The 16,019-nt window shown below is 70.7% G+C and carries 8 protein-coding genes; 7 read left to right on the plus strand and 1 reads right to left on the minus strand.

Annotated features, from left to right (window positions below):
• Positions 1 to 15 precede the first annotated feature (15 nt).
• The 3 genes from gltB (at position 16) to pyk (ending at position 7,637) form a co-directional block, all read left to right on the plus strand.
• Entirely contained in the window at positions 16 to 4,593 is a 4,578-nt protein-coding gene (gene gltB, locus VF289_RS14050; RefSeq protein ID WP_330884527.1) for a glutamate synthase large subunit, read from the plus strand.
• Positions 4,586 to 6,064: a glutamate synthase subunit beta gene (locus VF289_RS14055; protein WP_330884528.1), complete on the plus strand. Its 1,479-nt coding sequence runs from the start codon at positions 4,586 to 4,588 to the stop codon at positions 6,062 to 6,064. Before gltB ends, VF289_RS14055 begins: the two co-directional genes overlap by 8 nt.
• A 103-nt stretch (positions 6,065 to 6,167) precedes the next feature.
• A complete protein-coding gene (pyk, locus tag VF289_RS14060; RefSeq protein ID WP_330884529.1) occupies positions 6,168 to 7,637 on the plus strand; it encodes a pyruvate kinase in 1,470 nt (489 codons plus the stop codon).
• Between the two features lie 201 nt (positions 7,638 to 7,838).
• Here the strand turns inward: pyk and VF289_RS14065 are convergent, their stop codons facing one another.
• On the minus strand, positions 7,839 to 8,885 hold the full coding sequence (locus tag VF289_RS14065; RefSeq protein ID WP_330884530.1) for a Ku protein: 1,047 nt from the start codon (positions 8,883 to 8,885) through the stop codon (positions 7,839 to 7,841).
• Positions 8,886 to 8,988: 103 nt separating this feature from the next.
• Here VF289_RS14065 and VF289_RS14070 point away from each other — a divergent pair, with 103 nt between their 5' ends.
• From VF289_RS14070 to VF289_RS14085, 4 genes are all read left to right on the plus strand, one after another.
• Positions 8,989 to 11,550: an ATP-dependent DNA ligase gene (locus tag VF289_RS14070; RefSeq protein ID WP_330884531.1), complete on the plus strand. Its 2,562-nt coding sequence runs from the start codon at positions 8,989 to 8,991 to the stop codon at positions 11,548 to 11,550.
• A 108-nt stretch (positions 11,551 to 11,658) separates the two neighbouring features.
• Positions 11,659 to 12,270, plus strand: coding sequence for a flavodoxin family protein (locus VF289_RS14075; RefSeq protein WP_330884532.1), 612 nt, complete (start codon positions 11,659 to 11,661; stop codon positions 12,268 to 12,270).
• Positions 12,271 to 12,485: 215 nt separating this feature from the next.
• Positions 12,486 to 14,705, plus strand: a complete 2,220-nt coding sequence (locus VF289_RS14080; protein ID WP_330884533.1) for a catalase — start codon at positions 12,486 to 12,488, stop codon at positions 14,703 to 14,705.
• Positions 14,706 to 14,805: 100 nt separating this feature from the next.
• On the plus strand, positions 14,806 to 15,990 hold the full coding sequence (locus VF289_RS14085; protein ID WP_330884534.1) for a zinc-dependent alcohol dehydrogenase: 1,185 nt from the start codon (positions 14,806 to 14,808) through the stop codon (positions 15,988 to 15,990).
• Positions 15,991 to 16,019: the final 29 nt, after the last annotated feature.

Genomic DNA, 16,019 nt, shown 5'->3' on the forward strand with positions numbered 1-16,019 from the left:
AAAGGCCCAGCCGCCATGCTGCCCCTCACCTCCCGTTTCTCCGCTCTCCCCGGCCCCCAGGGTCTCTACCGCCCCGACTCCGAGGTGGACTCCTGCGGCGTGGCGATGATCGCCACCCTCCGCGAGCCCGGACACCACATCGTCGAGCACGCCCTGATGGCGCTGCGGAACCTCGACCACCGCGGCGCGGTGGGCGCCGAGGAGAACACCGGCGACGGCACCGGCATCATCCTCCAGCTGCCCGACTCCTTCCTGCGCGAGGTCAGCGGTATCGACCTACCCCCGGCGGGCTCCTACGCCGCGGGCACCGCCTTCGTGCCACGGGACGCGGCGGGACGCGCCGAGGTGCTGGATGCCGTCGAGCGGATCTCCGACGAGGAGGGACTGCGGCTGCTGGGCACCCGTGAGGTCCCCACCACCGACGGGCTCGTGGGGCCCTCGGCAGAGGCCGTGCGTCCCGGCATGGTGCAGGTGTTCCTCGCCGACGCGGCCGGCGAGCGCAGCGGCCTCGCCCTCGAGCGCGCCGCCTTCGCGGTGCGGCGCCGTGTGGAGCACACCACCGCCGGGTACTTCCCCTCGCTCTCCACCCGCGTGATGGTCTACAAGGGCATGCTCACGCCCTTCCAGCTCGACGAGTTCTATCCGGATCTGCGCGATCCTCGGCTGGCCACCCGGATCGCCGTCGTGCACTCGCGCTTCTCGACCAACACCTTCCCGGCCTGGCCGCTCGCGCAGCCCTTCCGCACCCTCGCCCACAACGGCGAGATCAACACGGTGATCGGCAATCGCAACCGCCTGCGCGCGGCGGAGGGGTCGATGGCCACGGACGCCTTCGGCGAGGACCTCTCCCGGCTGCTGCCGGTCAACACCCCTGGCGCCTCGGACTCCGCGAGCCTCGACGAGGCGCTCGAGCTGCTGCACCTCAGCGGCCGCTCGCTCGTGCATTCGCTCATGATGCTCATCCCCGAGCCGTGGGAGAACGATGCGTCCATGGACCCGGACCTGCGGGCCTTCTACGAGTTCCATGCCGCGCTCCAGGAGCCGTGGGACGGCCCCGCCGCCGTCGTCTTCACCGACGGCACCCGGGTGGGCGCGCGCCTGGACCGCAACGGCCTGCGCCCCCTGCGCTACTGGGTGATGGAGGACGACCTGGTCGTGCTCGGCTCCGAGACGGGCCTGGTGGACCTGCCGCGCAGCGGCGTGGTGCGCACCGGCCGTGTCGCCCCGGGGGAGATCTTCCTGCTCGATCTCGAGCGCGGGGAGATCGTGCCCAGCGAGGAGATCACCCGCCAGGTCGCCACCGAGCACCCGTACCGCACCTGGGTGCGCGAGCAGAAGGTGGCCCTGGCCGAGCTGCCCGAGCGCGAGCACATCACCCACTCCCGAGCCTCCGTCGTGCGCCGTCAGCAGACCTTCGGCTACACGGAGGAGGAGCTGCGCATCCTGCTCGCACCGATGGCGTCCAAGGGGGCCGAGCCGCTCGGCGCGATGGGCACCGACACGCCCATCGCCGTGCTCTCGGAGCGCCCGCGTCTCCTGTTCGACTACTTCACGCAGATGTTCGCGCAGGTCACCAATCCTCCGCTCGACTCGCTGCGTGAGGAGATCGTGACCTCGCTGGGTGTGGCCCTCGGCCGCTCGCGGAACCTGCTGGACGCCACGCCCCAGCACGCGCGCCAGCTCGCGCTGGACTTCCCGATCCTCGACAACGACGAGCTCGCGAAGATCGTCGCGATCGATGCGAACCCCGCCACGGCCGATTTCCACACCGTGCGCCTGCGCGGTCTGTACCCGGTGGGCGGCGGGACCGCGGCCCTCGAGCTGCGCCTGCACGAGATCTGCGAGGAGGCGGGGCGTGCGATCGACGAGGGCGCCACCTTCCTGGTGCTCTCGGACCGCGACGCCAACCAGGTCCTCGCTCCGATCCCCTCGCTCCTGCTCACCAGCGCGGTCCAGCACCACCTGGTCCGCACCGGTCGCCGCACCTCCGCCGCGCTGCTGGTCGAGGCGGGGGACGTGCGCGAGGTGCACCACGCCGCGCTGCTGATCGGCTACGGCGCGAGCGCGATCAACCCCTACCTCGCCATGGAGAGCGTCGAGGAGCTCGTCGAGCGCGGCGTGATCAGCGACGTGACCCCGAAGCAGGCGGTCGCGAACCTCAACCGGGCTCTCGGCAAGGGCGTCCTGAAGATCATGTCCAAGATGGGCATCGCGACGGTCGCCTCCTACCGCGGCGCGCAGATCTTCGAGGCCGTCGGTCTGGCGGAGGATCTCGTCCAGGGATGGTTCCCCGGCACCATCAGCCGCATCGGTGGCATCACGCTGGACGTGATCGCGCAGGAGAACGCGGCCCGCCATGCGCTCGCCTACCCGGTCGACGGCCAGCAGCCGCCCCACCGCAGCCTGCCCGTCGGCGGCGAGTACCAGTGGCGGCGCGAGGGCGAACCGCACCTGTTCACCCCCGAGGCGGTCTTCCGCCTCCAGCACTCCACCCGCACGCGCCAGTACGAGGAGTTCCGCCGCTACACCGACGAGGTCGACGACCAGCACGAGCGGCTGATGACGATCCGCGGCCTGCTGCGACTGCGCACCGGGGCCCTGGACCCCGTCCCGCTGGAGGAGGTCGAGAGCGTCGAGGAGATCACCCGGCGCTTCATGACCGGCGCGATGAGCTACGGCTCCATCTCGCAGGAGGCGCACGAGACCCTCGCGATCGCCATGAACCAGCTCGGCGGCATGTCCAACAGCGGCGAGGGCGGCGAGGACCCCGAGCGCCTGCGCGACCCCGAGCGCCGCAGCGCGATCAAGCAGATCGCCTCCGGCCGCTTCGGCGTCACCAGCGAGTACCTCACCTTCGCCAAGGACATCCAGATCAAGATCGCCCAGGGCGCCAAGCCCGGCGAGGGCGGCCAGCTGCCCCCGGAGAAGGTCTACCCATGGATCGCCCGCACCCGGCACTCCACCCCCGGCATCGGCCTGATCTCCCCGCCGCCGCACCACGACATCTACTCGATCGAGGATCTCGCCCAGCTGATCCATGACGCGAAGTCCGCGAACCCTGCGGCCCGCGTGCACGTCAAGCTCGTCTCCCGCTTCGGGGTGGGAACCGTCGCCTCGGGCGTGTCCAAGGCGCACGCGGACGTGGTGCTGATCTCCGGTCACGACGGCGGCACCGGGGCGAGCCCGCTGAACTCCCTCAAGCACGCCGGCACCCCGTGGGAGCTGGGCCTGGCGGAGACCCAGCAGACCCTGCTGCTGAACGGTCTGCGCGACCGCATCACGGTGCAGGTCGACGGCCAGCTGAAGACGGGACGCGACGTGGTGATCGCCGCGCTGCTGGGCGCGGAGGAGTACGGCTTCGCCTCCGCCCCGCTGGTGGTCTCCGGCTGCGTCATGATGCGGGTCTGCCACCTGGACACCTGCCCGGTGGGCGTGGCGACCCAGAACCCCGAGCTGCGCGAGCGCTACACGGGGAAGGCCGAGCACGTGGTGACCTTCTTCCGGTTCATCGCCGAGCAGGTGCGCGAGCACCTCGCCGCGCTGGGACTGCGCTCCCTGGACGAGGCGATCGGCCGCAGCGACCTGCTCGCCCTCGCCGACGGCGCACGGGCCGGCAGTGTGCTCGGCGCCGCCAAGCGGGAGGGCCTGGACCTCGAGGCGATCCTCGCCGAGCCCACGATCCACGAGGGCGACTTCCCGCGTCGGCGCCGTGGCCAGGACCACCACCTGGACCGCGCCCCCGACCATCCCTGGATCGCCGGGGCCGAGGACGTGCTCCGCGGCGCGGAGTCGTCCGTGCACCTGCGTGACACCCTGCGCAACATCCAGCGCAGCGCCGGCACCCTGCTCGGCCACGAGGTCACCCGCCGCACCGGCGGCGACGGCCTCGGCGAGGATGCGATCGTGCTGGATCTGGAGGGCACGGGCGGTCAGTCCTTCGGTGCCTTCCTGCCGCGCGGGATCAGCATGCACCTCACCGGGGACGCCAACGACTACGTCGGCAAGGGCCTCTCGGGCGGCATCATCGCCGTCGGGCACGGCGCCGGCACCGCTCCGTCGCTGACCTCCGCCCCGATCGCCGGCAACACCTGCGCCTACGGTGCGACCAGCGGCCGGCTGTTCCTGGGCGGCGCCGCCGGGGAGCGCTTCGGCGTGCGCAACTCCGGGGCCACGCTCGTCGTGGAGGGCATCGGCGACCACGGCGCGGAGTACATGACCGGCGGCGCCGTGGTCGTGCTCGGGCCGACGGGTCGCAATCTCGGCGCCGGCATGAGCGGCGGCACGCTGTTCGTGCTGGACCTGGACCCCTCCCGGCTGAACCCGGCCGACGCCGCCGGATTCGTGCTCGGCCCCGTGCACGAGGAGCACCGCGAGTTCCTGCTCGAGGCGGTGCGGGACCATGCCGCGCGCACCGGCTCCGACAGAGCGGCTGCGCTGCTCGCGGACGAGGAGGAGCTGCTGGGGCGGCTCACCGAGATCGCACCGCGCGCCTTCCTCACCATCACTGCGCTCCGCCAGGACGCAGTGGCCCGGGGCAACGACCCCGATGCGAACGATGTCTGGAACGAGATTCTGGAGGCCACCCATGGCTGATCCCCGAGGATTCCTGCGTGACCGCGACCGCGAGCTGCCTGCGCGCCGTCCCGTGCCGCTGCGCCTGATGGACTGGCGGGAGGTGTACGAGGCCCGTGAGAAGGGCACCTTAAGCGTCGTCTCCCGCCAGGCCGGGCGCTGCATGAACTGCGGCATCCCCTTCTGCCATCAGGGCTGCCCGCTGGGCAACCTGATCCCCGAGTGGAACGACCTCGTCTATCGCGACGACTGGCAGGAGGCGAGCGAGCGCCTGCATGCGACCAACAACTTCCCCGAGTTCACCGGTCGCGCCTGCCCGGCGCCGTGCGAGTCCAGCTGCGTGCTGGGGATCAACCAGCCGCCGGTCACGATCAAGAACGTCGAGGTCTCAATCATCGACCGTGCCTTCGACGAGGGGTGGGTGCAGCCGGTCGTCCCCACCCGGCAGACGGGCCGCTCCGTCGCAGTGGTGGGCTCCGGCCCGGCAGGACTCGCCGCCGCCCAGCAGCTCACCCGCGCCGGCCACTCGGTCGTCGTCCTCGAGCGCGACGACCGGCTCGGCGGGCTGCTGCGCTACGGCATCCCCGAGTTCAAGCTCGAGAAGCGCCACGTCGACCGCCGCCTGCAGCAGATGCGGGCGGAGGGCACCCGCTTCCGCACCGGGGTGGACGTGGGCGGGACAGGGGAGGGCGCCCTGTCCGTCGAGGAGCTGCGCTCCCGCGTCGACGCGGTGGTCCTCGCGACCGGGGCGAGCGTCCCCCGCGAGCTGGAGGTGCCCGGCCGCGAGGCCACCGGCATCCATCCCGCGATGGAGTACCTGACCCAGGCGAACCGTCTCGTGGAGGGCGACTGGCTCCCGGACGCGATCACCGCCGAGGGCAAGGACGTGGTGATCATCGGCGGCGGGGACACCGGTGCCGACTGCCTGGGCACCGCGCTGCGCCAGGGAGCACGATCGGTGACCACGCTCGCGATCGGCACCCAGCCGCCCGCCGAGCGCGACGAGAGCCAGCCCTGGCCCACCCATCCGGTGCTCTTCGAGGTCTCCACCGCGCACGAGGAGGGCGGTGCACGCTCCTACCTCGCCTCGACCACCGGATTCGAGGTCGACGCCGACGGCGCGGTGACCGGGCTGGAGGTGTCCCGCACCCAGTACGTGGACGGCTCGCGGGTGCCCACCCCGGGCACCGCCACCGTGCTGCCGGCCACCCTCGTGCTGATCGCCATGGGCTTCACCGCGGCACGGGAGGAGGGTCTGCTCGCCGCACTCGGAGTGGACATCACCTCACGCGGCAACATCGTGCACGATGACGATTGGGTCACGACCGTCCCCGGCGTGTACACCGCAGGGGACTGCGCCCGAGGCCAGAGCCTCATCGTGTGGGCGATCGCGGAGGGTCGCTCCTGCGCCGCGGCCGTCGACGCGCACCTGATGGGGAGCACGTCACTGCCCCGTCCCGTGAGCCCCGGCGAGAACCCCGTCACAGTATGAAACACTAGGGCGAAGAACACGCGATGCTGCGGCCCTCCTGCGGCGCCTGCGCGCTGTCCCCCGGAGGGACCGCGGCCCACACACGAACTACAGATGGGTAGACATGCGCAAAGCGAAGATCGTCTGCACGCTCGGTCCCGCGACCGACACGTACGAGCAGATCCGCACTCTGATCGAGGCCGGGATGAATGTCGCCCGGATGAACTTCAGCCATGGCACCCATGACGACCACGCGAAGGTCTACGCGAACGTGCGCCGCGCCGCCGAGGACCTCGGCAGGAACGTCGCCATCCTCGTCGACCTCCAGGGCCCGAAGATCCGTCTGGGCAAGTTCGCCGACGGACCGCATCAGCTCGAGGTCGGCGAGAGCCTCACCATCACCACCGAGGACATCGTCGGCACCCGCGAGAGGGTCTCGACGACCTTCAAGGGCTTGCCGGGCGACTGCCGCCCCGGCGACGTGCTCCTGATCGACGACGGCAAGGTCTCGGTGCGCGTCACCGACGTCTCCGAGACCGAGGTCACGACCATCGTCGAGGTCCCCGGCCCGGTCTCGAACAACAAGGGCATCAACCTGCCCGGCGTGGCGGTCTCCGTCCCCGCCATGAGCGAGAAGGACATCGCGGACCTCCGCTTCGGCCTCGGCCTCGGAGCGGACCTGGTCGCCCTGTCGTTCGTGCGCGACGCCCACGACATGGATGACGTCTTGCGCATCATGCAGGAGGAGGGCCGCCGGGTGCCCGTCATCGCGAAGATCGAGAAGCCGCAGGCCGTGCGCGCGCTGCGCTCCATCGTCGGCGCCTTCGACGGCATCATGGTCGCCCGCGGCGATCTCGGCGTGGAGCTGCCGCTCGAGCAGGTCCCGCTGGTCCAGAAGCGCGCGATCGAGCTCGCCCGCCGCAACGCGAAGCCCGTCATCGTCGCCACCCAGGTGCTCGAGTCGATGATCGAGAGCCCTCGCCCCACCCGCGCCGAGGCATCGGACTGCGCCAACGCGATCCTCGACGGCGCCGACGCGGTCATGCTCTCGGGCGAGACCAGCGTGGGCAAGTACCCCTTCGAGGCCGTGCGCACCATGGCCCGGATCATCACCAACACCGAGGAGAACGGCGCGGACCGCATCCTGCCGCTGGGCACCATCCCGCACACCCGCGGCGGTGCGATCACCCGGGCCGCCGCCGAGATCGGCGACCAGCTCTCGGCGCAGTACCTGGTCACCTTCACGGAGTCCGGTGACACCGCGCGTCGTCTCTCCCGCCTGCGGCCCACCATCCCTCTGCTGTCGCTGACCCCGTACCCCGAGGTCGCCCGACAGCTGTCCCTGACCTGGGGCATCGAGGCGCACCTGGTGCCGATGCAGAAGGACTCCGATGCGATGGTCGGCAAGGTCGACGATCTGCTGCGCGAGGAGAAGGGCCTGCAGAAGAACGACCTCGTCATCGTCGCTGCCGGTTCCCCTCCCGGCGTGCACGGCTCGACCAACACGCTGCGCGTGCACCGCATCGGCGACCTCGACGGCACCGAGTCCGCCCGCATCGAGGCGGACAACATCGCCGCGGGGCCGCAGGGCTGAACCGAGCGGCGTCACACCATGACGGCGCCCGCGGCGAAGATCGCCGCGGGCGCCGTCATGCATCCGGGGCCCGAGCCGGTCGCGGGGCCCGGACCCCTGCCGGAGGCCTCGTGACCTCGCAGCGCCTGCTCCCGCACCGATCGAGCGGGGCGGAGGGAGCGCGTCCCCGGGCATCGTGAGAGTCGACGGCCCGAGTGGGACCTATGCGGACTTCTTCGACGTACCGGAGGCGGAGTCCGCGCCGGAACTCTTGGCGCTGCTGACCTTCTTGCTGCCGGACTTCTTGCTTCCGGACTTCCTGGTACCGGATTTCTGGGTGCCGGTCTTCTTGGTGTTGGTCTTCTTGGTGCCGACTACTGTGCTGTCGGCCTTCGCGGTGCCGCTCTTCTTGGTGTCGCTCTTCTTCGTCGCGGACCCAGCGGCTGTCGTGCTCCCGTTCCCGGAGGTCGAGGCCCGCGATCCGCGGCGCTTCTGCACGCTCCGCTCCAGCGCGTCCATCAGGCTGATGACCTTCCCACCGCCGTCGGACTCCTCCGTCGAGCCGTCCTCGCCGAACGTCGCGTCGGTATCGACCGCGTCGCCCTCCTCGAGCTTGGCCTCGACCAGCTCGCGCAGCTGCTCCTGGTACTCATCGGTGAAGAGCTCCGGCTCGAAGTCGCCGCTGAATTGCTCGACCAGAGCGGCGGACATCTTCAGCTCCTTGGCGCTGATCGTCGTCCGCGACGGCCCGAAGTCGACGTCCTTCAGATCGGTCGGCCAGCGCAGGGTCTGCAGGGCGAGGAGGTTCTCGTGGATCCGCAGCACCCCGAGCCGGGTCTTCGTGCGCAGAGTGAAGGTGACGATGGCGGTGCGCTCGGTGTCCTCGAGCGTGCGCCGCAGCAGCACGTACGCCTTCGAGGAGCGGCCGACGGGTTCGAGGAGGTAGGAGGTTCCCAGCAGGATCGGATCGACCTGCTCGTCCGGGACGAACTGCACCACGTCGATCTCGTCGTTGTCCTCGGCCGGGAGGGCGTCGAGCTCCTCGTCGGTGAGCACCACCGTCTTGTCCCCGTCGTCGTAGGCCTTGTCGATGTGCTCGTAGTCGATCACGCGGCCGCACACCTCGCAGGTGCGCTGGTATCGGATGCGTCCGTGGTCCTCGTCATGGACCTGGTGGAAGGAGATGTCGTGCGACCGCGTCGCACCGTACAGCTTCACCGGGACGTTGACGAGCCCGAACGTGATCTCACCGCTCCATATCGCGCGCATGCTCCATGAGACCACGCCAGCACGCCGCGGACCAGGAACGATCGGTCGGTCGCTGCGACGCCCAGGCCGTGACGGATCGCGTGGGGCAGGGCACAGTGGGACCATGGCTACCGGTGAGCAGAGGGTCGAGATCGACGGCCGGACCCTGAAGATCTCGAACCTCGAGAAGATCCTCTACCCCTCCACGGGCACCACCAAGGGGGAGGTGCTTGACTACTACCGGCGCATCGCCCCGGTGATGATCCCGCAGGCCGCCCGGCGACCCGCGACCCGCAAGCGGTGGGTCGACGGCGTGGGGACCGCCGACCGCCCCGGGAAGGTCTTCTTCCGCAAGGATCTCGAGGACCATGCCCCGGACTGGGTGCCGCGCGCGGACATCGAGCACAAGGACGGCGCCTCGACCTACCCTCTGGTCGACGAGCCGGCAGTCCTCGTGTGGCTCGCCCAGCTCGCGGCCCTCGAGATCCACACCCCGCAATGGCGCTTCGACGACGAGCTCGCGCCGGCGCCCCCCGACCGGCTCGTCCTCGACCTCGATCCGGGGGAGGGGGCCGGGCCCCCCGATTGCGCCCGTGTCGCGCTGTGGTGCCGCGAGATCCTCGAGGGGATGGGGATGGACTCCTTCCCGGTCACCTCCGGCTCCAAGGGCATCCATCTGTACGCGCCGCTGGACGGCGGGACGTCCTCGGAGGAGATCACGGAGGTCGCCCACACGCTGGCGCAGGCGCTGGAGGAGGACCATCCCGACCACGTCGTCAGCGACATGAAGAAGTCCCTGCGCGCGGGCAAGGTGCTCGTGGACTGGTCCCAGAACAGCAAGCACAAGACCACCGTCTGCCCCTACTCCCTGCGCGGGCGCGAGCGGCCCACGGTCGCGGCTCCCCGCACGTGGGAGGAGATCGAGGATCCCGGGCTCGAGCATCTCGAGTTCGATGAGGTCCTGGAACGGGCCGAGGACGGCACGGACCCGATCGCCGCCCTGAGGCTCGGCGGCCCTCGGAGGGTCGGCGACGGCGCGTCGGGCGAGGGGACGCGGGACCGGCTGGAGGTCTACCGCTCCAAGCGCGACGCCGCGAGGACCCCCGAGCCGGTCCCGGAAGCGGGGCCCGGTCCGGACGCGGCCCGGGACGCTCTCGAGGCGGAGGAGCCGATGTTCGTCATCCAGGAGCATCATGCCTCGAGCCTGCACTGGGACTTCCGGCTCGAGCACGAGGGGGTGCTGGTCTCGTGGGCTGTGCCGAAGGGACCGCCGCTCGAGGTGGACGTCGATCGGCTCGCCGTGCAGACCGAGGATCACCCCCTCGAGTACGCGACCTTCGAGGGCACGATCCCCAAGGACGAGTACGGCGGCGGCGACGTCACGCTCTGGGACACCGGCACGGTCGAGATCGAGAAGTGGCGCGAGGGCAAAGAGGTGATCGCCGTCTGCCACGGCCGCGAGGACGGCGGCCTCGGCGGGGTGCCGCGCCGCTACGCGTTCCTCCACACCGGCGGCATGGGCGGGAGGCGGAAGTCCGCTGCGGCCAAGGAGAAGGCCGACGCCAACTGGCTGCTGCACCTCATGAAGGACCAGCCGGAGGCTGGGCGGCGGGCGACTCGTGCCGCGCCGCGTCGGCCGCCCCGGCGCGACGCTCCCCGCCGAGAGGCCTCCTCCGGCGCGGCGTCCCGCCCCGCTCCGGCCGGGAGGGGGGAGCCGCTCTCCCCGATGCTCGCCACCCTCGGCAGCCGCGACGACATCCGCGACCAGGACGACTGGGCCTTCGAGATGAAATGGGACGGCGTGCGGGTGATCGCCACGGTCACCGCGGACGAGGTCCGCCTGACCAGCCGCGGCGGCAAGGACCTGACCGCCACCTTCCCCGAGCTGCTCGAGCTGCAGGACGTGATCGCCCCCGAGATCCTCGCCCAGGGCGAGACCGTTCTCGACGGGGAGGTCGTCGCCCTCGACTCCCGGGATCGCCCCTCCTTCTCCCGGCTACAGCAGCGACTCGGACTCACCGGCGAGCGCGAGATCGCGCGGGCCCGGGAGGACGTCGAGGTGCACGTGATGCTCTTCGACCTGCTCCGCCGCGGCGGCGAGTCCCTGCTGCGCACCTCCTACCGGGAACGGCGGGAGTCACTGTTCGACGCGGTCGATCCCGCCGACCACGTCCATGTGCCGCATGCCGACCACGGCGACGTCGACCATGCGATCGAGCTCTCGCAGCGGCTCCAGCTCGAAGGGGTCATGGCGAAGACCGAGACCGGCATCTACCAGCCCGGCACGCGCAGCCGCACCTGGATCAAGATCAAGAACGCCCGGCACCAGGAAGTCGTGGTCATCGGCTGGCGGCACGGCAAGGGCGGACGCTCCGGCAGCATCGGCTCCCTGCTCGTCGCGGTGCCGGATGCGGAGGGCACCCTGCGCTATGCCGGCCGCGTCGGCACCGGGTTCCGCGACCGGGACCTCGAGGAGATCGCGCGCACGCTCTGCTCCCGCACCCGGAAGACACCGCCGGTGGACGACGTGCCCGCGGCGCACCGCCGGGACGCGGAATGGGTCCGCGCGGACCTCGTCGGCGAGGTCCAGCACACCGAGCGCACCGAGGACGGCCGACTGCGCCACCCCGTCTGGCGGGGATGGCGGGGCGACAAGGAGCCGTCCGAGGTGCGCTGGGAGGAGTGAGCCCGACGCCGAGCCACCGGTCCCCGGTGGAGAGGACCAGGCCCCCGGGCCCGCAGGACTAGGCCCCGGGCCGCGAGAGATCACCGAGAGAACGACGAGGAGATACTGATGACCGAGAACCTGAGAGCACTCGCCCTGGTGTGCTCGCTCAAGGCCTCACCGGCCGACTCGAGCAGCGAAGTGATGGCGCGCCAGGTGCTCGACGCCCTCGCACCGCACGGCGTGGACGGCGAGGTCGTCCGCGTCGCGGACCACGACGTGCGACCGGGCGTCGAGGCGGACATGGGGGACGGCGACGAATGGCCGCAGATCCTCGAACGGGTCGAGGCCGCCGACATCCTGGTCCTCGCGACCCCGACCTGGCTCGGGCACATGTCCAGCATCGCCCAGCGGGTCCTCGAACGACTCGACGCCGCACTGTCGGACACCGACGCGCAGGGCAGGCCCGCGATGTTCGGCAAGATCGCCGTGGTGGCGGTCGTCGGCAACGAGGACGGGGCCCACAAGATCATCGCCGACTCCTTCCAGGCCCTGAACGACATCGGCTTCACCGTCCCCGCCCAGGGCGGCACCTACTGGAACCACGAGGCGATGAATCCGCTGGACTACAGGGATCTCGAGGAGACCCCGGAGGCCGTCGCCGCCACCACTGCCACCCTCGCCGCCAACGCCGCCCATCTCGCGCGCCTGCTCGCCGAGAGCCCGTACCCCGGCAGCTGAAGCGGCCGGTGCGACGCGAGCGTCCGCGCTCGGCGGGCGTCGGGACCGGAGGCGACACAGCGGTTCCGTGCGCACCGACGGACCGTTCGGTTCAGCAGCTCCAGGCACGGTCACAGGGGTGCGCCTTCCCCCTGTCACGGCGAGGGACCTACTGTGGCGGGCATCACTCGTGGGACGTCCGCTCCGGACATCCGATCCTGAGGAGGAAGCACCCGATGGCATCCACCGACGACGCACCGACCCCGGCGCCCGGCCGCCCCGGCAGCCGGCGGCCCTCGCTTGAAGAGCCGACGGAACCCACTGGTCCGCTCCCTCCGAAGCCCGATCAGCAGGGCGCCGAGCCCCGCACCCCCACGGGCGCCGTGCCGGGGCCCGAGACCGCCACCACCGCGCAGCAGGGCGAGTTCCTCACCACCTCGCAGGGCGCGCGGCTGCGCGACACCGACCATTCGCTCAAGGCCTCTCGGCGCGGCCCAGTGCTGCTGCAGGACCACCACCTGCGGGAGAAGATCACCCACTTCGACCACGAGCGGATCCCCGAGCGGGTGGTCCATGCGCGCGGCGCTGCGGCGCACGGCGTCTTCGAGGGCTACGGGACTGCGGAGTCCGTATGCCGGGCCGGTTTCCTCGCGAAGGGGAAGCGCACCGAGGTGTTCACGCGCTTCTCTACCGTCGTCGGCTCCCGCGGCTCGATGGACACCGCGCGCGACACGCGCGGCTTCGCCACGAAGTTCTACACCGACGAGGGCACCTTCGACCTGGTCGCCAACAACATCCCGGTGTTCTTCATCCAGGACGGCATCAAGTTCCCCGACGTCGTGCACGCGGCGAAGCCGCATCCGGACCGCGAGATCCCGCAGGCGCAGAGCGCCCACGACACCTTCTGGGACTTCGTCTCCCTGCACACCGAGGCGCAGCACCACACGCTGTGGTTTATGGGCGACCGCGGCATCCCGCGCTCCTACCGGATGATGGAGGGCTTCGGGATCCACGCCTTCCGGCTCTCGAACGCCGAGGGCGCGACCTCGCTGGTGAAGTTCCATTGGAAGCCGACGCTCGGCGTGCACTCGCTGACCTGGGAGGAAGCGCAGCTGCTCGGCGGCAACGACCCCGATTTCCACCGCCGCGACCTCTCCGACGCGATCGAGTCCGGTGCCCATCCCAGCTGGGAGCTGGGCATCCAGGTGTTCCCCGACAACGAGGAGCAGAGCTTCGAGGGCATCGATCTGCTGGACCCCACGAAGTTCGTCCCCGAGGAGCTCGCCCCGGTGCAGCCCATCGGGCGGCTCACCCTGGATCGCAACCCCAGCAACTACTTCGCCGAGACCGAGCAGGTGGCGTTCAATCCCGGGCATCTGGTGCCCGGCATCGACGTCACCGATGACCCGCTGCTGCAGGTGCGACTGTTCTCCTACGTCGACACCCAGCTGACCCGCCTGGGCGGCCCGAACTTCGCCCAGCTGCCGATCAACCGCGCCCATGCGCCGATCAACGACATGCTGCGGGACGGCTACGGCCAGCAGGGCGACCACTCCGGTGTCGCGCCGTACCATCCGAACTCCCTGGACGGCGGGTGCCCGTTCATGGCCGGGGAGAGGGACGGAGCTTTCGAGGACCTCCCGGTGCGGGTGACCGAGGGGGTCAAGGAGCGAGAGCTCTCGGCGACCTTCGAGGACCACTTCAGCCAGCCCCGCCTGTTCTGGCGCAGCATGACCGCGGTCGAGCAGGACCACATCGTCGATGCCTACTCCTTCGAGCTCGGCAAGTGCTACGAGAACGCCATCCGCGAGCGCCAGCTGCAGTCCCTGGCGAACATCGACGCGGACCTGTGCGCACGGGTCGCCGCAGCGCTCGGGATGCCGGCGCCCGCACCCACGGTCCCGCCCGAGGACGAGTCCGACGGTGCGGTCGCCACCAGTGCTCCGCTATCCCAGCTGGGCGCCAGGTGGCCCACCGACGGACGGATGATCGGCATCGTGGTGGACCCCGACGCCGACAACTCCGGCCTGCTCGCCCTGCACGAGGCCGTCGTCGCAGCGTCGATGACCCCGGTCGTGATCGCCCCGCGCGGCGGCGAGGTGGCGGGCGTGCCGGTCGGACGGACCTTGGGCACCGCCGCCTCCGTGGAGTTCGACGCCCTGCTGCTGGCGGGCAACCCGCTCACGGCACCGGATTCACGGCCCTCGGTCGATCCGAAGGCGGGGGCCCTCGGCGCCGGCGAGGTCGAGCCCCGCGTCGGCAAGCTGATCGACGAATGCTGGCGACATGCCAAGGCGATCGGTGCCTGGGGCGAGGGACGCACAGCCCTGGAGGCCCGCACGGCACCCGACGGCGCCGGGCTCGTGCTCGGGGAGGACGGGCAGGCCGTCCTCGGCGAGATCCGGACCCTGCTCGAGAGCCATCGTGTCTGGGAACGGTTCCCGGCCGACGCCTGAGACGAGCCGGAGCTGACGCTCGACGGATCGCCACGAGGTGAGCGGAGATGCTTCGTCCGCCGTCGCTCCGGAAATCGCCACCCCGATGAAAGGAAAGATCATGAGAGCAGTGACCTGGCAAGGCAAGCGCGCAGTCAGCGTCGAGGACGTTCCGGATCCCCAGATCCGTGAGCCGGGCGACGCGGTCATCAGGATCACGTCGACGGCGATCTGCGGGTCCGATCTGCACCTCTACGAGGTCCTCGGTCCGTACATGAGCGCCGGGGACATTCTCGGACATGAATCGATGGGGATCGTCGAGGAGGTCGGCGCCGGCGTGACCGGTGTGCGCCCCGGCGACCGCGTCGTCGTCCCCTTCACCATCTCCTGTGGAGAGTGCTGGATGTGCACCCGCGGGCTCCAGTCCCAGTGCGAGACCACCCAGGTCACCGAGCAGGGCTCCGGGGCGTCCCTCTTCGGGTTCTCCGCGCTGTACGGGCAGGTGCCCGGAGGCCAGGCGGAGTATCTCCGTGTCCCGCACGCCGACTACGGCCTGATCACGGTCGGCGGTGATCTACCCGATGACAGGTATCTCTTCCTCAGCGACATCCTGCCCACCGCGTGGCAGGGAGTGAAGTATGCCGATGTGCCCGACGGAGGGACGCTTGCCGTCCTCGGACTGGGCCCGGTGGGCCAGTTCGCCGCACGTATCGGTGCGCACCTCGGCGCCCGGGTGCTCGCCATCGATCCCGTCCCGGAGCGACGCGCGATGGCAACGCGTCACGGTATCGAGGTCTTCGACCAGGGGCCCGAGGGACTGGACGCGATTCGCGACGCCACCGAAGGTCGCGGTCCGGATGCCGTCGTCGATGCCGTCGGCATGGAGGCCCATGGCAGCCCGGTCGCCGGCGCCGCCCACCAGGTCGTCGGGCTCCTGCCGGACGCGGTCGGGCAGAAGGTGATGGAAACCGCAGGTGTCGACCGCCTCGCAGCCCTGCACACGTCCCTCGACCTGGTGCGTCGCGGCGGGACGGTGTCGCTGAGCGGCGTCTACGGCGGTGCCACGAGCCCGATGCCTCTGCTGAAGATGTTCGACAAGCAGATCCAGCTGCGCATGGGCCAGTGCAACGTCCGGCATTGGACCGACGACCTGCTTCCGCTCGTCGAGGAGTCTCGCGATCCGCTGGGTGTGACGGACCTCGTCACTCATCGACTCCCCTTGGAAGAAGCAGCTCCTGCGTACTCGATGTTCCAGAAGAAGCACGACGGCTGCATCAAGGTCGTCCTCGATCCAGCGAGGAGCTGACCCGGAGATCGGGAGAGAGGAAAGCGCAT

The organism is Brachybacterium sp. (assembly GCF_036379615.1).
In the GTDB taxonomy this organism is placed as follows: Bacteria; Actinomycetota; Actinomycetes; order Actinomycetales; family Dermabacteraceae; genus Brachybacterium.

What these genes read in the sequence shown, in the direction of transcription:
- gltB (WP_330884527.1), top strand. Translation starts at nt 16, where the DNA reads ATGCTGCCCCTCACCTCCCGTTTCTCCGCTCTCCCCGGCCCCCAGGGT.
- VF289_RS14055 (WP_330884528.1), top strand. Translation starts at nt 4,586, where the DNA reads ATGGCTGATCCCCGAGGATTCCTGCGTGACCGCGACCGCGAGCTGCCT.
- pyk (WP_330884529.1), top strand. Translation starts at nt 6,168, where the DNA reads ATGCGCAAAGCGAAGATCGTCTGCACGCTCGGTCCCGCGACCGACACG.
- VF289_RS14065 (WP_330884530.1), bottom strand. Translation starts at nt 8,885, where the DNA reads ATGCGCGCGATATGGAGCGGTGAGATCACGTTCGGGCTCGTCAACGTC.
- VF289_RS14070 (WP_330884531.1), top strand. Translation starts at nt 8,989, where the DNA reads ATGGCTACCGGTGAGCAGAGGGTCGAGATCGACGGCCGGACCCTGAAG.
- VF289_RS14075 (WP_330884532.1), top strand. Translation starts at nt 11,659, where the DNA reads ATGACCGAGAACCTGAGAGCACTCGCCCTGGTGTGCTCGCTCAAGGCC.
- VF289_RS14080 (WP_330884533.1), top strand. Translation starts at nt 12,486, where the DNA reads ATGGCATCCACCGACGACGCACCGACCCCGGCGCCCGGCCGCCCCGGC.
- VF289_RS14085 (WP_330884534.1), top strand. Translation starts at nt 14,806, where the DNA reads ATGAGAGCAGTGACCTGGCAAGGCAAGCGCGCAGTCAGCGTCGAGGAC.